17 protein-coding genes are annotated in these 19,932 nt (G+C 75.1%); 11 read left to right on the top strand and 6 right to left on the bottom strand.

The features are described from left to right. Positions 1-20: 20 nt before the first annotated feature. Both AMK25_RS12350 and AMK25_RS12355 read right to left on the bottom strand, forming a co-directional pair. Positions 21-1,778: a DEAD/DEAH box helicase gene (locus AMK25_RS12350; RefSeq protein WP_073828485.1), complete on the bottom strand. Its 1,758-nt coding sequence runs from the start codon at positions 1,776-1,778 to the stop codon at positions 21-23. 117 nt (positions 1,779-1,895) lie between these two features. After that, the gene (locus AMK25_RS12355; protein ID WP_073828486.1) at positions 1,896-2,723 is read right to left on the bottom strand and encodes a hypothetical protein; all 828 of its coding nucleotides are present in this window, start codon (positions 2,721-2,723) and stop codon (positions 1,896-1,898) included. A 132-nt stretch (positions 2,724-2,855) separates the two neighbouring features. Here AMK25_RS12355 and AMK25_RS12360 point away from each other — a divergent pair, with 132 nt between their 5' ends. The 3 genes from AMK25_RS12360 to AMK25_RS12370 are packed head-to-tail and all read left to right on the top strand — an operon-like array spanning position 2,856 to position 5,181. Beyond that, complete coding sequence (locus tag AMK25_RS12360; protein ID WP_073828487.1) at positions 2,856-4,001, top strand: sensor histidine kinase; 1,146 nt, start codon at positions 2,856-2,858, stop codon at positions 3,999-4,001. Next, entirely contained in the window at positions 3,998-4,603 is a 606-nt protein-coding gene (locus AMK25_RS12365; RefSeq protein ID WP_030499942.1) for a response regulator transcription factor, read from the top strand. The genes AMK25_RS12360 and AMK25_RS12365 overlap by 4 nt, the downstream gene beginning before the upstream one ends. A 44-nt stretch (positions 4,604-4,647) precedes the next feature. Continuing rightward, positions 4,648-5,181 carry a 2'-5' RNA ligase family protein gene (locus AMK25_RS12370; RefSeq protein WP_073828488.1) on the top strand — a complete coding sequence of 178 codons (534 nt, stop codon included), beginning with the start codon at positions 4,648-4,650 and terminating at the stop codon, positions 5,179-5,181. Positions 5,182-5,218: 37 nt separating this feature from the next. Here the strand turns inward: AMK25_RS12370 and AMK25_RS12375 are convergent, their stop codons facing one another. Next, positions 5,219-7,414, bottom strand: coding sequence for a family 43 glycosylhydrolase (locus AMK25_RS12375; RefSeq protein ID WP_073828489.1), 2,196 nt, complete (start codon positions 7,412-7,414; stop codon positions 5,219-5,221). A gap of 125 nt (positions 7,415-7,539) precedes the next feature. Here AMK25_RS12375 and AMK25_RS12380 point away from each other — a divergent pair, with 125 nt between their 5' ends. From AMK25_RS12380 to AMK25_RS12400, 5 genes are all read left to right on the top strand, one after another. After that, entirely contained in the window at positions 7,540-8,283 is a 744-nt protein-coding gene (locus AMK25_RS12380; protein WP_073828490.1) for an ArsR/SmtB family transcription factor, read from the top strand. 55 nt (positions 8,284-8,338) lie between these two features. Beyond that, positions 8,339-9,322, top strand: coding sequence for a cytochrome P450 (locus AMK25_RS12385; RefSeq protein WP_241826339.1), 984 nt, complete (start codon positions 8,339-8,341; stop codon positions 9,320-9,322). Continuing rightward, entirely contained in the window at positions 9,319-10,113 is a 795-nt protein-coding gene (locus tag AMK25_RS12390) for an isocitrate lyase/PEP mutase family protein (protein ID WP_073828492.1), read from the top strand. Before AMK25_RS12385 ends, AMK25_RS12390 begins: the two co-directional genes overlap by 4 nt. A gap of 102 nt (positions 10,114-10,215) precedes the next feature. Then, positions 10,216-11,175 carry a hypothetical protein gene (locus tag AMK25_RS12395; protein ID WP_073828493.1) on the top strand — a complete coding sequence of 320 codons (960 nt, stop codon included), beginning with the start codon at positions 10,216-10,218 and terminating at the stop codon, positions 11,173-11,175. A 4-nt stretch (positions 11,176-11,179) separates the two neighbouring features. Further along, positions 11,180-12,790, top strand: a complete 1,611-nt coding sequence (locus tag AMK25_RS12400; RefSeq protein WP_073828494.1) for an asparagine synthetase B family protein — start codon at positions 11,180-11,182, stop codon at positions 12,788-12,790. A gap of 7 nt (positions 12,791-12,797) precedes the next feature. On the opposite strand, the gene AMK25_RS12405 is transcribed toward AMK25_RS12400, so the two are convergent. Beyond that, the gene (locus AMK25_RS12405) at positions 12,798-13,673 is read right to left on the bottom strand and encodes a transglutaminase domain-containing protein (RefSeq protein WP_073828495.1); all 876 of its coding nucleotides are present in this window, start codon (positions 13,671-13,673) and stop codon (positions 12,798-12,800) included. Between the two features lie 122 nt (positions 13,674-13,795). Between AMK25_RS12405 and AMK25_RS12410 the strand changes: the two genes are divergently transcribed. Together AMK25_RS12410 and AMK25_RS12415 are read left to right on the top strand one after the other, a co-directional pair. Next, positions 13,796-14,269: a DUF1203 domain-containing protein gene (locus AMK25_RS12410; protein ID WP_073828496.1), complete on the top strand. Its 474-nt coding sequence runs from the start codon at positions 13,796-13,798 to the stop codon at positions 14,267-14,269. Positions 14,270-14,316: 47 nt separating this feature from the next. Further along, positions 14,317-15,309 carry a carcinine hydrolase/isopenicillin-N N-acyltransferase family protein gene (locus AMK25_RS12415; RefSeq protein WP_073828497.1) on the top strand — a complete coding sequence of 331 codons (993 nt, stop codon included), beginning with the start codon at positions 14,317-14,319 and terminating at the stop codon, positions 15,307-15,309. A 102-nt stretch (positions 15,310-15,411) separates the two neighbouring features. Here AMK25_RS12415 and AMK25_RS12420 read toward each other — a convergent pair whose 3' ends face one another. Next, positions 15,412-16,863, bottom strand: coding sequence for an LVIVD repeat-containing protein (locus AMK25_RS12420; RefSeq protein ID WP_073828648.1), 1,452 nt, complete (start codon positions 16,861-16,863; stop codon positions 15,412-15,414). Positions 16,864-17,001: 138 nt separating this feature from the next. Here AMK25_RS12420 and AMK25_RS12425 point away from each other — a divergent pair, with 138 nt between their 5' ends. After that, positions 17,002-17,697, top strand: coding sequence for a DUF305 domain-containing protein (locus AMK25_RS12425; RefSeq protein ID WP_073828498.1), 696 nt, complete (start codon positions 17,002-17,004; stop codon positions 17,695-17,697). Between the two features lie 375 nt (positions 17,698-18,072). On the opposite strand, the gene AMK25_RS12430 is transcribed toward AMK25_RS12425, so the two are convergent. After that, a complete protein-coding gene (locus tag AMK25_RS12430; protein WP_073828499.1) occupies positions 18,073-19,458 on the bottom strand; it encodes a serine/threonine-protein kinase in 1,386 nt (461 codons plus the stop codon). Positions 19,459-19,932: the final 474 nt, after the last annotated feature.

The following is a 19,932-nucleotide window of genomic DNA, read 5'->3' on the forward strand; positions in this document are numbered from 1 at the left end:
GCCCGCCGGACGCGTCGCGCTCAGCGGCGGTCGCGCCGCTCGTACCCCCGGTCGCGGCGCTCGCCCGGCCCGTCGCCGTCCCGGTCCCGGCGTACCGTCGCCTTACGGCCCTTGATGGTGGTGCCGCGCAGCCCCGCGATGATCTCGTCGGCCACTCCCTGCGGCACCTCGACCAGCGAGAACCGGTCGGCGATCTCGATCGAGCCGATGTCCCGGCCGTTGATCCGGGTCTCCCCGGTGATCGCGCCCACCAGGTCCTGCGGCCGTACCCCGGCGCGCCGGCCCAGCCCGATGAAGACCTGGGTGGTCCCCCCGGTACGCGGTCGCGCGCCGCCCCGGCGCTCGCCCCGGCCGCCGGCCTCCGGACGTCCCTCGCGCGGGCCCCGGACCGGAACCTGCGGGATCTCCTCCTCGTCGTCCGAGCCCGGCGACGTCGCCTCGTGCGCCAGCTTCACCGCCGCCAGCGCCACCTCGACCAGGTCGAACTCGTCGGTCAGCGACTCCACGATCACCCGGTACGGGTCGAGGTCGTCCTCCAGCAGGCTCTCCCGCAGCGCGCCCTGGGTCAGTTCGAGCCGCCGGGTCCGCATGTCCGCCACCGTGGGGATCTTGTCGATGGCGATCCGCTGGCCGGTGACCCGCTCGATGGTCTTGAGCATCCGGTGCTCGCGCGGCTCGGCGAGCGTGATCGCCACACCCTCCCGCCCGGCCCGGCCCACCCGGCCGATCCGGTGCACGTACGACTCCGGCGCCGACGGGACGTCGTAGTTGACCACGTGCGTGAGCTGCTCGACGTCCAGCCCTCGGGCCGCCACGTCGGTGGCGACCAGCAGGTCCGCCGTGCCGGCGCGCAGCCGGCCCATCACCCGGTCCCGCTGCTCCTGGCTCATCCCGCCGTGCAGCGCCTCGGCCCGGTAGCCCCGGCCGTTCATCGTCTCGGTGAGCCGGTCGACCTCCTCGCGGCTGCGGCAGAACACGATCGCCGCGGTGGGCGACTCGACGTCCAGCACCCGGCCCAGCGCGGCCGGCTTGTGCCCCCGGGCCACGATGTACGCGCTCTGCCGCACCCGGGGCGCCTCCCCGGCGACCGTCCGCTCCCGCTCGATCTGGATACGGACCGGATCGGTGAGGTGCTGCCGGGCCAGCCCGTCGATTCGGGCCGGCATGGTGGCCGAGAACAGCACGGTCTGCCGTCCGGCCGGCGCATGCTCCAGGATCGCCTCGATGTCCTCGGCGAAGCCCATGTCGAGCATCTCGTCCGCCTCGTCCAGCACCACCGTGCTCAGCGCGCCCAGCCGCAGCGTGCCCCGGGCGATGTGGTCCAGCGCCCGGCCCGGTGTCGCGACCACCACGTCCACGCCGTGGTCGAGGGCCCGCAACTGCCGGCCGATCGGCTGCCCGCCGTAGATCGGCAGGACCCGGGCGCCCAGGTCCTTGCCGTAGCGGTGGAACGCCTCGGAGACCTGCACGGCCAGCTCCCGGGTGGGCACCAGCACCAGCGACACCGGGTCGCCGTCCGGGCGCCCCACCGGCATCCGCTGCAACAGCGGCAGGGCGAATGCGGCGGTCTTGCCCGTACCGGTGGCCGCCTGCCCCAGCAGATCCTGCCCGGCCAGCAGCGGAGGGATCGCCTCCCGCTGGATCGGGGTGGGTTCCTCGTAGCCGAGCGCGGCCAGCGCGCCCAGCAGCTCGGTGCGCAGCCCGAGATCCGCGAAGGCGGCGGTGTCCTCGGCGTCGGCGGGAATGGCGGGGTCGGTCGGGGTCGGTGCGGCGCTCATCCGGCAAGTTTTTCATCACCGCCCACCGGCGGTCGCGGCGACCGGGGCAAACGTTCGCCACGCCACGCCGTGCCGTCCCCTCCGGGTGATCCGGCGCAGCCCCGTGCCCCCGCCGGATCACCGGGACAGGACGGCCAGCAGCGTGGTGAGGCCCACCCCGACATCGAACACCGCGCACCACAGCGCGTAACCGCGCGGCACCACAGTGCCAGTGCGGTGGTACCAGGCGTCCCAGCCGGCGTGCACGAACCAGCCCACGCCCACCAGCACCCCGGCGACGTCGGCGGACGCCACCGTCGCCACGACCGCCAGGCCGCCCCACACGGCCGCCCCGGCGAGCTGCACGGCCAGCGCGCGCCGGTCGTCCCACTGCCGACGACAGCTGCCGATCAGCAGATAGCCGGCGGGCAGGACCAGCAGCGTCCACGGCGCGAAGACGGTGGGCGCGAACCACATGTCCACCGTCATGAGCAGGCCCAGCCCGGCCGGCCACCCCCGCGCCAGGGCCGCCGCGACCGGGTGCCGGCGCGGTGGCGGGGCGGCCGTGTGCCGGTGGCGCAGCGCCACCAGCAGCATCGCCGGCACCATCAGCAGGTGGCCGCCGAGCAGCAGCGTGTCGTCCCCGGCCCACCCTGCCCACCAGGGCGGGAGCAGCAGCAGGAACGGCACGTACATGGCTGCCGACATCTCGCCGGTGGCGGCCCAGCCGTACCCCCGGTGCCACATCCAGGCGGCCATGCCCAGCGCCATGTTCGTCGCCATCACCAGCGCGCCCACGTCCGGCCGCGCCAGCACGGCCGCGCCGCCCAGGACGTCCGCGCCCACTCGCCACAGCGGCCCGAGCAGGACCATCCCGGCCACCATCGCCACGACCATCGCGGCCAGGTGCCGGGTCCGCGCCCACCCGGCCCACCGCCGGGGTACGACCACAGTCATCTCCGTCATGCCCCGACCCTGCCGCCGCCGGGCGCACCGGGACAGGCGTGTTCGTCATCGCCGGACCGTGCGGAACCCACGGGCCGGCCGTGACATTCGGCCGCGGGGAGCGGGTGGCGCCGGGCCCTAGGATCAGCGGGTATGAGCGTCGATCCGGCGGACCACCGGCTGCGCCGGGCCCGGCGGGTCACCCTGCTGTCGCTCGCCACGAACGTGTGGACCACTGTGCTGCTGCCCGTCGTCGGCCTGGCCCGCGAGCCCGACCCGGCGCGCGTCGCGCTCGGCGTGGCCGGGCTGCTCGGCTTCACCGTCGCCCAGGTCGCGGTGCTGCACGCGGCGGTCACCCCGTGGCTGCCCGTACCGGCGCGCCGCCGCCGTCACGCCGCGCTGACCGTGGCGGCGCTGCTCAGCCTGCCGCTGCTCGGCCCGGTCGCGGCCGGGTCCTGGCCCACCTGGGCGTGGCTCGGCGCGTCACTGGTCGGCATGACGCCGCTGCTGTTCCGGCCCGTCCTGGCGGCGGTGGCGGCGGCCGGCGTGCTCGCGGCGTCCGCGGCCGTCACCTGGTGGACCGGTGGCCCGCTGACCACGGCGCTGCTGGTCACCGGCGCGGTGGGAGCCGGGATCGCCGCGCTCACCTGGGTCCAGGTCTGGTTCTGGGATCTGCTGGTCGAGGCACGGCAGGGGCAGGCCGCCCAGGCCCGGCTCGCCGCCGCCGAGGAACGGCTGCGCTTCGCCCGGGACGTGCACGACCTGCTCGGCCACGACCTGACGGTGATCGCGCTGAAGGCCGAGCTGGCCGAGCGGCTGGCGCCGGTCGACGCCGGCCGGGCCGCGCGGGAGGCGGCGGAGGCTCGGCGGCTCGCCGGAACGGCGCTGACCCGGGTACGCGCGGCGGTGCACGGCTACCGCGCTGTCGACCTGGCCGAGCAGGCCGCCGCGGTGGGGGAGGTGCTGCGCTCCAGCGGAGTACGCACGACAGTGGTCCCGCCGTCCGGCGAGGTGCCCGGGCCGGTCGCCGCCGACCTGGCCGCCGTGCTGCGGGAGGCCGGGACGAACGTGCTGCGGCACAGCCGGGCCGGCTGGTGCCGGATCGAGATCACCCGGGAGGACACGGCGGTGACGCTGACCGTACGCAACGACGGCGTGCGTGACGGCGACGGCCCGGACCGGCTCAGCGGCGGCCTGCGCGGCCTGGCCGAGCGGCTCGCCCCGGCCGGCGGCCGGGTCCGGGCGGACGCCGCCGACGGCGTGTTCAGCCTGGTCGCGACCGTGCCGGTGACGCGATGATCCGGGTGCTGCTGGCCGACGACGAGGAGCTGATCCGGCTCGCGCTCGCCGCGCTGCTCGACCTCGAGCCGGACATCGAGGTGGTGGCGCACGCGGGAGACGGGCGCGCGGCTCTGGACGCGGCGCTCGCCCACCGCCCGGACGTCGCCGTGCTCGACCTGGAGATGCCGCCGCCCGGCGGGGTCGAGGTCGCCGCCGAGCTGACCCGGGCGCTGCCCGGCTGCGCCCCGGTGATCCTCACCGGACACGGCCGTCCCGCCCAGCTCCGGCCGGCGCTCGCCGCCGGGGTCCGCGGCTTCCTCGCCAAGGGCGCTCCCGGCGGCGCGCTGGCCGACGTGATCCGCCGCGTGCACTCCGGCGCCCGGTACGTCGATCCGGCCCTCGCGGCCGACGCGCTCACCCTGCCCGAGTGCCCGTTGACGCCACGCGAGCTGGAGACGCTGCGGCTGGCCGAGCTGGGCACCCCGGTCGCGGTGATCGCCCGCCGGACGCACCTGGCCGCCGGCACGGTCCGCAACCACCTGAGCGCCTGCGTGCAGAAGCTCGGCGCCGCGAACCGGGCCGAAGCGGTACGGCTCGCGCGCGAGGCCGGCTGGCTCTGACGTACGGGACGTCGTGGCGCGGCGCCGGCGACTAGCCTGATCACGTGCGGACGGTCGAACTGCTCTGCTCACCGGAGCTGGAAGCGGCGGTACGGGGCGCGTGGGACCGGCTCGCCGCCGCCGGTCTGCCCAGCCTGGCCCGCAACACGCACCCGACGAATCGGCCGCACCTGACGCTCGCCTCCGTCGAGGAGTTCCCGCCCGGCGCCGAGCAGCGCCTGGCCGACCTCTGCGACGCGGCGCTGCCGCTGCCGGTGCGGCTGGACCGGGTGGCGGTGCTCGACGGCACCGCGCCGCTGGTGTGGCTGGTCCATCCGACGCCGCAGCTCGTCGCGTTGCACGGCGCGGTCTGGGACGTGCTGGCCGAGGCGTCCGGTGGGCACTCGTGGCACGTGCCCGGCCGGTGGGTGCCGCACCTGAGCCTGGCGTTGCGCTTCGGCGCGGCGGACCGGCGCCGGGCCCGGGCGGTCGCCGCAGCGGGCCGCCCGGGCGGGGCGTTCGTGGCGGCGCGCAGCTACGACGCCGACACCCGCACGGTCAGCGAGCTGACCGCCGCCTGCCCGCGTCCCGGCGGCTGAGCCGGGGCCGCCCCACCGGGGGACGGCCCCGCGGCCGTCAGCGGTGGAAGCGCAGGTAGTCGAACTCGGCCGGCGCCGCCGGAGTCGCCCCGCCGTGCGCCACCAGCCCGATCCGCGGCGTCGTGTCCGCCGGGAACGTCCACACCGCGCCCCACGTCCAGCGCTTCCCGTCGCGGCTGGACCCGGCCCGGAACTCGTGCTCGCCGGTGACCGGGTCGACCCGGTGGGCCAGCCGCAGCCAGGTGGTGGTGCCCGGGGTGCCGACGATGCTGCCGCCGTACACGGGCTGGCCGGCGAAGGGCAGCTCGTAGCCGTACTCGACCTGCCGGGTGTTCCAGATCGCCACCTGGGTCAGCCGGGCGAACCTGTCGTCGTCGACGTACGCGACCAGGCCCGCCTGCTGGTAGTTGCGGACGCTGTCCTCGCCCAGGTCGAGCGTCACCTTCGTCTCGGCGACGTAGTTCCCGGTCGGCGCGTCGCGCAGCAGCACCCCGGCGTTGTTGCCGGCGCCGGACAGGTCGGCGTTCTGCACCGGCCAGCGCAGCGCGCCGCCGGACACGGTGGCGGCCGGGTCCTGCCGTACCCACTGCCAGGCCGGGTCGAGCCCGCCGGTGAACTCGTCGGAGTAGCCGCGCAGCACCGGGCCGACCCGCGGGTCGGGGACGGCGTGCCGCGCCGGACGGTACAGCCGGACGGCGCTGACGTTGTCGAACTCGGCCGGGCCGCCCTCGGCGCGCACTGACAGGTTGCCCGTCGCGGGGTGGGGGAGCCGTGCCGTCACCTGGGCCACCGGGTCGCCCAGGCGGGACGGGCTGAGCGTGGCGACGAGCTGCTGTCCGCGTACCTCGATCGCGAGGTTGTGCCGGTCGCGCAGGTCGAGGCCGGCGGGCAGCGCGGTGGTCGCGGCGCCCGCCGTGAGCCGGCCGCGCCCGACGCGGACGTCCACGCCGTGCAGCCGCAGCCCGGCGGTGGTCGCGCCGGTCAGCCGCAGGTCGGTCTCCGCGCGCAGGTCGCCGCCGATGCGGGTACGCGAGGTGAGCGTGCCGCTGCCGGTCAGCACCCCGCCGGTGGCCCGCCAGCGGCCGTGTTCGGCGCGCCAGCCGCGTAGGTCGGCGGTGGCGAAGCGGGCGTCGACCGGGCCGGTGGTGACCGGCGCGGGGCGGGCGGTGTCGGAGGGGCCGGCGCCGGCGTTCACAGTGGGCCATCCGTCGATCCAGTCGAGGCGGTCCAGCAGCATCGGCCGCTCGTTGACGCCGAACGGCTCGTCCAGGTACGGGTCGGCGCGGTCGATCGCGTGGTAGACGATCCAGTCCTGCCCGGACAGGTCGGTGAGGACCGCGTTGTGCCCGGTGCCGATCCAGCGGTTGCCGTTCTGGGTGAGTACGGGAGTGCCGCCGGCCCGGGAGACGTCGAGGCGCTGGCCGTCGCGGTCGGTGAACGGGCCGCGCGGGTCACGGGAGCGGCCGACCTGGACGGAGTAGCCGGTGGCCGGGCCGGCGCAGCAGTTCGCGGTGGACGCGAACAGGTAGTACCAGCCGTCGCGGCGCAGCACGTACGCGCCTTCGAACTTGTTGTCGACGGCGACCGGCGTCGAGGTGCCGACGGCGCGCAGCCCGTCCGGGGACAGTTCGGTGACCGAGATGCCGCCGTAGTAGCTGCCGTAGTAGAGCCAGTGGCGTCCGTCGGCGCCGGTGAGCTGGCTCGGGTCGATGGTCCACAGGTAACCGCCGCCCCCGCCCGGCCGCGGCGCGACCACCGGCGTGTCGGCGAACGTCCACGGACCGGCCGGGCTCGGGGCGGTGGCCACCCCGACGGCGGTGTCGAACGTGTCGTCGGAGACGGTGGTGTCGGTGACGGTCATGTACATCACCCACCGGCCCGCCACGCGCCGCACGTCGGGCGCCCAGAACGCCGAGCCGGGCGCGGCGTAGGCGGGCCGCTGGTCGGCGGTGAACGCGTCGCCCACGAAGGTCCAGTCGACAAGGTCTGCGGAGCGGGCGATCGGCACCCGGTGCGCGCGGCCCTCGCCCTCGCGCAACGGGTCGGAGGTGCCGAAGGCGTACCAGAGTCCGTCGTCGCCGCGCACCACGACCGGGTCGGCGAAGGTGTCGGCGAACCCGGCGGAGACCGGGTTGCGGTAGCGGTCGGGCCCGGCGGCGGACGCGGGGGCCGCGCCGGCGAGCAGAAGCGTGAGTACGGCGGCGAGCGCGCCACCGCGGCGGAGGTGTCCCATCGGGCCTGCCCTCGGGAATAGACGGAGGTGCGGTGCCACCGTTTCTACAACGTTGCAGAGGCGTGTGTAAAGAACCCCGGCACCGTTCGGCACAGCCCGAACCGTCGCCGTGCCAGCATGGGCGGATGACCATCCGCGCCGACGGCCGAGGGCTGGCCGGGTTCGCCGCGCTGCTCGCCGACCCGACCCGGGCCGGCTTCTGCCTCACCCTGCTCGACGGACGCGCCTGGACCGCCGGCGAGCTGGCCCGCGCCGCCGGGGTCACCGCGTCCACCGCCAGCGACCACCTCACCCGGCTGGTGGCGGGCGGCCTGCTGGTCGAACAGCGGCAGGGCCGCCACCGCTACGTCCGCCTCGCCGGCCCGGCCGTCGCCCAGCTCGTCGAGGACCTGGCCGCGCGGGCGCCCGCCCCGGAGACCCCGCCCCGCACGTTGCGCGCCGCGTCGGCCGCCACCGCCCTCGCGTACGCCCGGACCTGCTACGACCACCTGGCCGGGCGGCTCGGCGTGCTGCTGCACGACGCCCTGCTCACCCGCGGCGTGCTCGACCGTTCCGGCGGCCTGGCGCTGACCGGCGCCGGAGTGGCCTGGCTGGCCGGCCTGGGCGTACCCGTGGAACCGCTGCGCGCCGCCCGGCGACCCCTCGTACGCGACTGCCTGGACTGGACCGAGCGGCGCCCGCACCTGGCCGGGGCGCTCGGGGCGGCCCTGTGCGGGCGCTTCTTCGACCTCGGCTGGACGACGCGTGGCGCCGGGCGGGCGGTGCGGCTCACCGCCGCCGGGCGGGACGCGCTGGCCGAGGCGCTCGCGCTCGACCCGGCGCTGCTGGCCCCGCCCGCCTCCCGGGACACCGGCCCGGCGCGCGCCTGAGGGCCGCGCGGATCGTTCGGCCGGGACCGAACCGTTCGCGCCATACGGTCGGGCGATGCGACTACCGACGATCACTGCTGCTCCGGGCACCCCGCCCTGCGGACCACCGGCTCCCGGCGACGACGGCTGGGTGGTCACCCGGTACGCGGACGTCGTCGCCGCCCTGACCGACAGCCGCTGCGTGGTGCCGGCGGCGCCGGCCGGAGCGGCGGGCACGCTGGCGTGGCTGCGCGGCACGGTGAGCCGGTTCAGCCCACCGGACGAGCACGCCGCGCGCCGCGCCCTCGGGACGGCCGCGCTCGACGCCCTCGACCCGTCGGACCTGAGCCTCGCCGCCGCGCGGCTGACCGGGCAGATCCTCGACGGCTTGCCACGCGAGGACGTCGTGGACGTGACGGGCGAGCTGGCGCGGCGCGTACCCGTCGAGGTGCTGGCGCAGCGGCTCGGCCTGGCGGATCCGGCGGCGGCTGTCGCGGAGGTGTCCGCGGTGGCCGCCGCCTACCATCCGGGCGCGGGTCCGGCGGCCGTCTCGCGGGCGGACCGGGCGGTGGCGGCGCTGCTGGCGATGTCCCCGCCGGCTCCGGCCGAGACGACAGCGAACCTCCTCGGGCTGCTGGTGCAGGCCGCCGACGCCACCGCCGGGCTGATCGGCGCGGCCGTCCGGCACGGGCTCGCCGCGCCGGACGAACTCGGCACTGCCGCGTTGCTCGCCGAGGTGCTGCGCCTCGATCCACCGGTACGGGTCACCCGCCGGGTCACCACGGACGCGCTGAGTCTCGGCGGCCAGGCGGTACGGGCAGGGGAGCGGCTGCTGCTCCGGTTCGACGCCGCCAACCGCGACCCGGCCGTCTTCCCGGAGCCCGGCCGGTTCCGCACCGATCCGACGGGCGCGCCGCTGACCTTCGGCGCCGGTCCCCGCGCCTGCCCCGGGCAGCGGCACGCGCTCGCCCTGGCTGCGGGTGTGGTCGGCGTGCTGCGCCGACGCTGCCGCGCGACCGAACCGCTCCCGACCGGTCGGCTGGAGGTGACCCTGCGATGACCGACAGATACCGCGCGTTCCGTGACCTGCACCGGCCCGGCGACCCGCTGCTGCTGCCGAACGCCTGGGACCACGCGTCCGCCGCGGCGCTCACCGACCGGGGATTCCCGGCGATCGGCACGACGAGCCTGGGCGTCGCGGCGGCCGCCGGCCGGCCCGACGCGGTCCGCGCGACCCGGGCCGAGACGCTGGAGCTGGCGTACCGGCTGCGGCGCCTGCCGGCGCTGCTCACCTTCGACATCGAGGACGGCTTCCACGACGACCCGGCCGAGGTGGCGCGCTACGTCGGCGAGCTGGCCGCCCTCGGTGTGGTCGGCGTGAACCTGGAGGACGGCCGCCCGGACGGGCGCCTGGCCCAGGCGGAGCACGTCGCCGCCACGATCGCGGCGGTCCGCGCGGCCGTCCCGGGGATCTTCGTCAACGCCCGCACCGACGCCTGGTGGCTGGACGTGCCATCGCCGCTCGACGAGGCGCGGCGGCGGGCGGCGGCGTTCCGTGCGGCCGGCGCGGACGGTCTGTTCGTGCCCGGCGTACCAGACGACCTGGTGGGTGTCCTGGCGGCCGAGGCGGGGTTGCCGGTGAACGTGCTGTACCGGCCGGGCGGTCCGGACCCGGCCGCGCTGGGCCGGCTCGGCGCGGCCCGGGTGAGCACCGGCTCGCTGCTGTTCCGGGCGGCCCTCGGCGCGGCGCTGCACCTCGCGGACGCGATCGCCGCCGGGCACGACGCGGGACTGCCGGCGCCGCCCGGATACGACGAGGTGCAGGAACGGACACGGCGGTTCGCCACCTGATCGGGCGCCTTCGGCAGAAATGGGAGATTCTCTCCCTCTTCGGTAATTACGGTGTTCGCAGATCACGTCACGCCGTGTCCCGACCGAGAGGGGACGGAGACCATGCGAGTGCCCAGCCGCAGCCCCGGTCGCCAGCCCGGTCCCGCCGCCACGTCCACCGCTCCCGCCCGCCGGGTGCCCGCCGCCGGCCGGCGCGGCGACGCCGTACCGGACCTGTCCGCGTACCGGGCGGCGGTGGCGGACCTCCTGGTCGAGGTGGGCGCGCTCGCCGACGCGCCGTCGGCCACCGCCCGCCAGGTGCTGCTCGACCAGCGGCTCCGCGAACCCGCCATCGCCGCCGTCCTCGACGCCACACCCCAGGGGCTGATCGGGGCCCGGGAGACGCTGCTCCTCGAAATGGCCCGCTACCAGCCCAACGCGCGCAGCTCGGCGCAGGACCTCACCGCGCTGGTACGGATCTACCTGCTGTCCCGCGTCGACGTGCTCTGGTGGCGGGATGCCCCGACGTTCCTCACCGACGACCAGGTCCGCACCAGCGCCGAACTGGTCGACCTGGAGTGGCTGCGCCGGCGCGGGCTGATCGAGTTCCGCTATCAGGAGCAGGCCGCCACGGTCGTGGGGCGGGGCCTGCGCGCGGTGCGCCGCCGGTTGCTTCCGGCCGCCACCCCGCGTACCGCCGGTCTGCTGTTCCGCCGGGCCCGCCGCGAGATGATCGCGTTCCTCAACGACCTGGCCCGGGAGTTCGCGGCCGTCGCACCGGACCGCACGCCGCCGCTCTGGGTGACCAGCCTGGCCCGCAGCGCCGAGCACCAGTACCGGCTGCGCCGCCTCGGGTACGCCGCGATGGTACCCAGCGGGCACTGCCTCGGCTGGGCCGCCGACGTCGAACTGGAGTGGTACGAGCGCTTCGACGCCCGTTCGGCCCTCGCCGGACTGCTGCTGGCCCGCCAGGACGCCGGCGAGGTGAACGTGGTCGACGAGGGACAGGCCTGGCACGTGTGTCTCGCCCCGGACGCCCGCCGCCGCTACCGGCGGGCGTACGAGGCCGAGATGGGGGTGTGACCCGGTGTGCGGCATCGCGCTGAGCATCGGCCCCGAGGCCGACCCGGCCACCTTCCGCCGGATGCTCGCCGCGCTCGCGCCGCGCGGTGAGGTCACCGAGACCCGCCAGGAGAACGGCCTGCTGGCCGGCGTACGGCGCCTGAAGATCGTGGACCGGGAGCGGTCCGTCCAGCCGTGGATGTCGCCGGACGAGCGGCACCTGCTCTGCTTCAACGGCGAGATCTTCAACCACCACGAGCTGCGTGCCGAGCTGACCCGGCTCGGGCACGAGTTCCGCACCACCGGCGACACCGAGGTGGTGCTGACCGCATTCCGCCAGTGGGGCGAGAACGCGGTACGCCGGCTGCGCGGGGAGTACGCGTTCGTGATCGTCGAGCCGGACAGCGGGCGGGCGTACCTGGCCCGGGACCCGCTCGGGGTCAAGCCGCTGTACTGGTCCCGCCTGCCCGGCTGCCTGCACCTCGCCTCCGAGGTCAAGGCGCTGGTCGGGCACGGCGCGCCGATCAGCGAGGTGGCGCCCGGGCATCACGGCTGGGTCGAACCCGGCGGGCCGGTCCGGCCGCGTCCGCACGTCGACCTGCTCACCCTCGGCGACGGCCTGCCGGTGATCGACGACCCGGACGAGGCGGCCCTGCTGGTCCGCGTCGCGCTCACCGACGCGATGCGGGCCCGGCTGGACACCGACCTCACCGTCGGCGTGGTGCTCTCCGGCGGCTTGGACAGCTCGCTGGCGCTGCTGCACGCCCGGGAACTGCACCCGGACTGCGTGGCGGTCACCGTCGGCGTGCCGGAGAGCCCGGACGTCGCGTACGCCAGGCGGCTCGCCGCCGACCTCGGCGTGCCGCACGAGGTGATCGAGCTGCGCCCGCGCGACATCCGGCTGGCCGACGTACGCGAGGCGATCCGGGTCTCCGAGCTGACCGAGTACGGCGACATCATCAACGCCGTCGTGTCGGTGCCGATCTTCCGGCGGCTGCGCGAGCTGGGCGTACGGGTGGTGCTCACCGGCGACGGCTCCGACGAACTGTTCGGCGGATATCCGATGTACCACCAGGTCGGGCCGGAGCGGTCCCGCCGGCTGTTCCTGCACAAGATCCGCAACCTGTGCCGGACCGAGCTGCAACGGGTGGACCGGGCCAGCATGGCGCACGGGGTGGAGGCGCGGGTGCCGTTCCTCGACCTCAGCGTCGTCGAACTGGCCATGCGGCTGCCGCTGGACCTCAAGCTGCGTGACGGGCAGGAGAAGTGGATCGTCCGGCAGGCCTTCGCCGATCTGCTGCCCGGCTACGTCCGGCAGCGGCCGAAGAACCCGATGTCGTACTCGTCGGGCCTGCACGAGCGGACCCGCCTCTACAAGCCGCTGTTCGCCCGGCTGCACCGCTCCTTCGGCTACGACCTGCTGGAACCGGTCCGGCGGGACTTCGACAGCGTGCTCACCCGGTGCGGCAACGACCTCGACCGGGCCATCGCCGAGGGCATGGCCCGGCCCGACTACACGGTGCTGGAACACGCCCGGGACCTGGTCGGCGCGGCCCGGTGGAACGCCGCGCCGATGGTCCGGCGGCTGGTCAACCCGCGCCGTACCCGAGGCGACGAGGCGCCCCTGCCCGGGTGAGCCCGGGTCAGCGCCGCAGGTCCACGTCGGCGGTCACGCCGGAGACCGGGTCGGCGCAGTGGACAGTCGGCCCCGGACGCAACCGGGCGTCCGAGGCGTACCGCCGGGTCAGCTCCCGCTCGGCGGCGGCGTCGCCGCGGTCGGCGGCCACCAGCAGCGTGGCGACCTCGTCGACGAGCGGAAGATCGGCGGCGGTCAGGTCCTCGGTCATCGCCCCGAATTCGTCCCAGAGCAGCACCTCGTCCTTGTGCCGGTGGGCCAGCTCCAGCAGCACGTAGTCGTGGATGAGCCAGTCGCCCCGGATCGGCAGCGACGGGTCCACGCCGTAGGTGTCCGGGTCGATCCGGCCCGCCCGGTGCGCCAGCCACACCCGGGCCGCCGACTCGAAGTGCCCCGCCTCCGGGTCGATGTCGTAGCCGTCGAACGGCTGGTCGCCGGCCGGGTCCAGCTCCGGGTCGGACCAGACCCAGCGCTCGCCGTTCCACCACTCGGCGAGCACGTGGTCGTGGTGCCAGCCGGGCTCGAAGTAGCTCACGAAGCCGACCCGGCTGCGGGCCGGGATGCCGTGCTGGCGCAGCGCCGCGACCGCGAGCAGCGCGTGGTCCCGGCAGCAGCCGGCGACCCGCTCGGCGGCCGGGCGCTCGGCGGTCAGCGGCAGCGGGAACCGGGACTGGTCGGCGTCGAGGATGCGGTCCATCCAGCGCAGGTTCACCTCGGCCTGGCGGACGTCCGGCAGCTCCACGCCGCCGGCGCGGTAGTGGATGATCACGTTGCGGGCGGTCGCCGCGACGGTGGGCAGGTCGGCCGGCACGGCGTCGAGCAGCGCCGCGTGACGGCGGGGATCGCTGTAGGGGGAGTGGGCGCGGTAGTCGTCGACCTCCATCCGGCCATTGTCGGCGCGGGAGGCGGCCGACGGGTGCCCGCACCGCGCTCAATCTCACGACACCCGAATGCCAGGTCCGATCACCGCCAGCGCCGCGGTCCGGGCCGCGCCAGGCTGGGACCGTGACGACCACCCGTACCGCATTCCGGATCCGCCCGCTGCCCGCCGGGACACTCGCCGAGCTGCGCCGTACCGGCCGCGACGCCACCGGGCAGCCGCCCGAGCACCGGCGCGCCACCGGGGGCGAGCCGCTGCGCTGCTGCCTGCGCGACGCCCGGCCCGACGAGGCGCTGCTGCTGTTCGGGTACGCCCCGCCGCTGCCGCCGAGCCCGTACCGCGAGGTGGGGCCGGTGTTCGCGCACGCCGCCGGCTGCGCCGGCCCGGACGACGTGACGGCGTACCCGTCCCCGTGGCGCGGACGGGAGCAGGTGCTGCGCGCGTACGACAGCCGGGGCCGCATCGTGGGCGGACGGCGACACGACGGCGGCGACCCGGAGGCGGTGATCGCGGAGCTGTTCGCCGACCCGGCGGTGGACCTGCTGCACAGCCGCAACGTCGTGTACGGCTGCTGGATGTTCGCCGTCGTGCGGAGCTGACCGGTCCCGGATGGACATCGGCGGACGCCTCTTCTAGCGTCGCTGTCATGCGGAGAACCCTCATCGCCGGCGGGCTCGCGCTGCTCCTGCTCGGCGCGGCCTGCGGGGAGAGCCGCCGGTCCGACCCGCCGGCCGCGGCCGGCTCGCCGACCGCCTCGCGGCAGGACCCGGGGCAGGTCGAGCGGACGCTGGCCAGCCTCCGCAAGATCGACGACCTGCCGATGTACGAGATGACGTACGACGGCGACTACGACCCGACCGCCGGGCTGGCCGGGTCGACGCCGCCGAGCCCGTTCGGCTGCTCGCTGTTCGCCGCGCTCGGCGACCGGGAGCGGCCGGTGTTCGCCCGCAACTTCGACTGGGAGCCGAACCCCGCCCTGGTGCTGCGCACCGACCCGCCGGACGGGTACGCCTCGATCTCGCTGGTCGACATCTCCTACCTGGGCGTGGCCGCCGACCCGACGGGGGACCGGCGGCTGCTCGACGCGCCGCTGCTGCCGTTCGACGGCATGAACGAGCGGGGTCTCGCGGTCGGGCTGGCCGCGGACGACGGGGCGCGCGCCGAGCCGGTGCCCGGCCTGCCGAAGGTGGGCTCGGTGCGCATCCTGCGCCTGGTGCTCGACTCAGCCGCCACAGTGGACGGGGCGGTCGCCGTGTTCAAGCGCTACAACCTGGACTTCGACGGCGGGCCGCCGCTGCACTACCTGCTGGCCGACGCGACCGGCGCGTCCGCGGTGGTGGAGTTCGTCGACGGGAAGATGACAGTGGACCGGCGGAGCGGCCCGTGGCAGGCGCTGACAAACGTGCCGGCCGTCGGGGTGCCGGACCGGGAACTGCGCCAGGACCGCAGGTACGGGGTGCTGGCGAAGGAACTGGACCGGACCGGTGGGGTGGTCGACGCGCCCGGGGCGCTGCGGCTGCTGAACGCGGTACGCCAGTCGCACACCCGCTGGTCGGTCACGTACGGGCTGCGCAGCGGTGAGGTGCGGGTGGTCACGGCCGGTGGCGGCACGCGCGACTACCGCCTGCCGATGAGCTGATCCGGGCCGGGTGGACCGCTCCGGCCGAGGTCGTCGCCGCTGATCACGCGCCGGGCCCGGCGGCCCCGCGAGGGGAGCGCCGGGCCCGGGACGGTCAGCGGGTCACCAGCTCAGGTAGCCCGCCTGGGTCTGCACGTTCAGCTCGGGCACCAGCAGGAACTGCGCCAGCCAGGTCCGCGGGTCACGCAGCTCCAGCACGTCCAGTCCCTTCTGGATGTCGCTGGAGTAGATGTGGCCGTTGTACCAGTACGCCGACCAGGACCCACCGGTACGCAGCTGCGAGGCGTCCAGCGGACCGCGCTCCCAGTAGGCGATCTCGGTCGGCTTGCGGGAGTTGGTGAAGTCCCACACCGAGATGCCGCCCTGGTACCACGCCTGCACCATGATGTCGCGGCCGGGCACCGGGATCAGCGAGCCGTTGTGGGCCACGCAGTTCTCCGTGTCGGTGTTGGCGCGCGGGATCTTGTAGTAGCTGCGGAACTCCAGCTTGCGGGCGTCACCGCGGCCGGTGATGTCGTAGATGGCGTCCGCGCCGCGCTTCGGGCCGACGACCTCGTTGCAGGTGGCCGCGCCGCCGCCGCCCAGCTCGTCGGTGAAGACGACCTTGGTGCCGGAGTTGTTGAACGTGGCCGAGTGCCAGAACGCGAAGTTCTCGGCGTCGGTCACCCGCTCGATCACCCGGGGCGCCTCACGGTTCTTGATGTCCAGCAGGATGCCGTCACCCATGCACGCGCCGGCGGCCAGGTCCTTCGCCGGGTACGCGGTGATGTCGTGGCAGCCGGTGGTGGCCGACGTCTGGCCCGGGATGCCCGGGTAGCCGCCGTCCGGGAACAGGTTCGGCGTGGCGACCACCGAGGCCGTGGTGGGGCTCTTCACCGGCACCTTGACGATGGAGATGGAGTCGTGCGGCGGCTGGCAGTCCGGGAAGTCGGCGCGCGGGCTGTACGACGAGACGTACAGGTAGACGTTGCGCTTGTCCTTGCCGGGCACGAGCGTGTGGGTGTGCGAGCCGCACGCCGTCTCGACCGACTTGATGTAGCGCGGGTTGCGCTTGTCGCGGATGTCGAAGATCTTGATGCCCTCCCAGGACTCCTTCACCGACGCCGGCTGGCTGGTGCTGGCGCAGGAGTCGTCACTGCGGGAGGAGTCGGTGGACAGGAAGAGCAGGTCGCCGTGGACCGAGATGTCGTTCTGCGAGCCGGGGCAGAGCACCTGCGACACGATCGTCGGGCGGCTCGGCCGGAGGATGTCGTAGATGACGAACCCGTCGTAGTTGCCGACGAACGCGTACCGCCCCTGGAAGGCGATGTCGGTGCCGAGGGCGGCGGAGGTGTCGAACGGCGCCTGCTTCGGCAGGTTGGCCACCTGCCGCAGGTTGGGGCTGCTGGAGATCTCGTCGACACCGGGGACGGCACTGTCCACGGTGGCCGGCGCGGCCTGGGCGCCGGGGATCTCCTGGGCGCTGCTCGGCGGCGCGGCGACCACGCCGGCGAGCAGCAGGCCGGCGGCGGCGAGACTGATGATGCGGGTGCGGGACGTGCGGAGGCTGATCACCGGCAACACCCTTCGAAAGGGGATGATGATTCGCCAAACCTTACCTATTGGAGACCGTCATCAATGTGACCTGGGTCACACTGGGGAACTTTTATCTATGTATAGGATCGCCTTCACCTTGACCGGAGGAGGCGTCGTATGACCAGCCGGCAAGCGCGCGTGTGGGTGGGCGTCACAGCGCTCGTCATGCTCGTGGTGATCGGCGGGCTGGCGCTCGCCGGGCGCGACGACACCCGGCCCGAGGCGGTGGCGGGGAACGCCGCGACGGGCGCGCCGAGCCCGAGCGCCACCACCTCGGCGCCGCCGCTGCTGGTCCCCGGCCGTCCGGGGGAGTCGGCCGCCACCCGCGCGCCCGATCAGGTGCGGGGAGCGTCGACACCCCGGTTCAACAGCCTCGACGTCTGGTACGTCCGGATGATGATCCCGCACCACGAGCAGGCCCTGGAGATGGCGACGCTCGCCCCCGACCGCGCTGCCGACCCCCGCATCCGCGCCGTGGCCGAGCGGATCCGCGCCGCCCAGGGGCCGGAGGTCGGCCTGCTGCGTGCCTGGCTCAGCACCCGCGACCTGCCCGCCGACGTGCCGGGCCACGACCACGGCAGCATGCGCGGGATGCAGTCCGCCGAGGCGATGCGGCAGCTCGCGGACGCCCGCGGCGCGGCGTTCGACAAGCTCTTCGTGCGGATGATGACCGACCACCACCAGGGCGCGATCGTCATGTCCACCGACCTGCTGAAGGTCGGCGCCGACCAGGCCATGCAGGAGTTCGCCACCGGGGTGGCCGTCGAGCAGTCCGCCGAGATCACCCGCATGCGATCCCTGCTGACCCCCTGACCCCCGACACCCCGCCCGTCCGGGGCGATCATGAGGTTGGCGGCGACAAATCGGACGGCGACGTCCGTCAACCTCATGATCACCGGGGCGTGGGGTGGTGGGGGAGTAGCCGGGAGAGCGGGCCCAGGCTGGGCAGTCGTGGCTCGCCTCATCCTCGGCCGTCCGCTGCGCGGCATCGCCTTCGACACCGCCCTCTGCGGGATGGTCGTGTTCTTCGCCGTGTCCGCGTACGTCGCCGGCCAGATCGGCGTCCCGGCGTTCGCGGTCGGCCTGGCGGCGGCGGTGTTCTTCCGGCGTACCCACCCGACGGCGGTCGCCGTGGGGACTTCACCCTCGTCCTGCCCTGGGCGGGGCCGGCTCGTGGTGCGTGGTGGGTCAGGGCTGGGTGGCCGGCTGCCCGCCGGTGTCACCGCCGCCGCCGGTGCCGGGGTCGGCGGTGGTCGGGTCGGGTGCCGGCGGAGTGGTGGGTGCCGTCGTCGCCGGCGCGCTGGGCGGCGTGGTGGTCGGCGCGCCGGTGGGCGCCGGCTCCTCGCTGACGCTCGGCTGCGCCGACGGGATCGCCGAGGCGCTCGGCGTCACCGAGGGCGTGGCCGACGGCCGGTCGCCCGGACCCACCGGACGGAAGGTGTACTCGTCGCCCGGCGAGGGCTCGTCGACGACCGGGTCCGCGACCGGGTCGCTCGGCGCCACCGCGGGGGGTGTCGAGTCGATCTTCGTGGCCGGCTCGGCGGTGTCGTTCGCGGCGGCCACGAGCGCGCCCAGCGCGCCCATCGCCACCAGCACCGCGCCCAGCGCCCCGACGAGCGTGCCGCGCCGGCTCCGCCGCCGCGACGTCGCCACCGCGGCGCCCGGGCGGACCGCCGGCTGGTCGTCGCGGGACCGCGCCGGGCTCGCCGCGCCGCGCAGCGCGACAGTCGCGGTCGGCGAGTCGGTACGCGCTGCCCGGGCCGCGTCGGCCATCGCCGCGGCGGTCGGGTAGCGGTCGGCCGGGTCCTTGGCCAGCGCCCGGGAGACCAGCTCCCGCACCGACGCCGGGATCTCCGCCGGCAGCTCCGGCGGTTCGTCGTCGAGATGGCGTACGGCCACCTGGAGCGGGTTGTCACCGGTGAACGGCGGGCTGCCGGTGAGGCAGCAGTAGGCGACCGCGCCGAGCGCGTACACGTCGGTGGCGCCCGAGACGGGCCGGCCGGCGGCCTGCTCCGGCGCCATGTAGAGGGCGGTGCCGGGCACCGCGTTGGTGCTGGTGATGCTCGTGACGTTGGTCGAGCGGGCCACCCCGAAGTCGACGAGCACCACGGTGCCGTCGTCCTGCACCAGCAGATTGCTCGGCTTCACGTCGCGGTGCACGATGCCGCGCCCGTGCGCCGCGTGCAGCGCCTGTGCCACCTGGGCCACGATCGACATGGTCTCGGCGACCTCGAGGCACCCGGCGTCCTCGATCCGCCGCGACAGCGGCTCACCGGCGACGAACTCCATCACCAGGTAGTCGGCCCGGCCGCCGCTGGGCAGCTCGTCCTCGCCGCAGTCGAAGACCTGGACCACGCCGGGGTGGCGCAGCGAGGCCATGATCCGCGCCTCGGAACGGAAACGGGCGATGAAGTCAGGGTCGGACACGAGGGCGGGAAGAAGCACCTTCACCGCGACCGGGCGACCGAGGACCAGGTCGGTGGCACGCCAGACGTCGCCCATGCCGCCGGTGGCGACACGGTCTTCCAGGCGGTACCGACCGCTGAGTACGACGTCTGAGGACAGCACCCCCATACCGTACCCACAGCAGGCCCGAAGTATTTCCCGCGATCTCGGCGACCTATCGAAAGCGTTCAGCGAGGCCGTCCACCAGCCGGGACGCCGATCGGCGCACCGTGACCGGACCGGCACGATCGGCCAGAATGGGAACACCACGGCGCTGCCCGCCCGGCGCGACCGGGCGCGCTCGCGCGCCGGACAGCGTCGATCCCGTGTGTCGCGTTACCCCGACACGCCGCCGGCGGGCGTAGACATTTCTCTCTGTTTCTCCGGCCCTCACGTCTTGCCGGAGCGCCCGAGGTTTCCTAGCCGTCGGCCCGGCTCCCGGCCGCCCCGGGCCGTCGGTACGGTATGTCCGCCGACGCCCGTGACGCGCGGCAGTGTCCATGGCGCAACGCGTCGTTGTGCGCGTGCGAGATCAACTCACCGGGGGGGCGAGTGCGGATGGCGGTGTGGCCACTGGCTCCCCGGCGCGCCCGGCACCCGGAC

The organism is Micromonospora sp. TSRI0369 (assembly GCF_001905625.1).
Taxonomy (GTDB): Bacteria; Actinomycetota; Actinomycetes; order Mycobacteriales; family Micromonosporaceae; genus Micromonospora; species Micromonospora echinospora_A.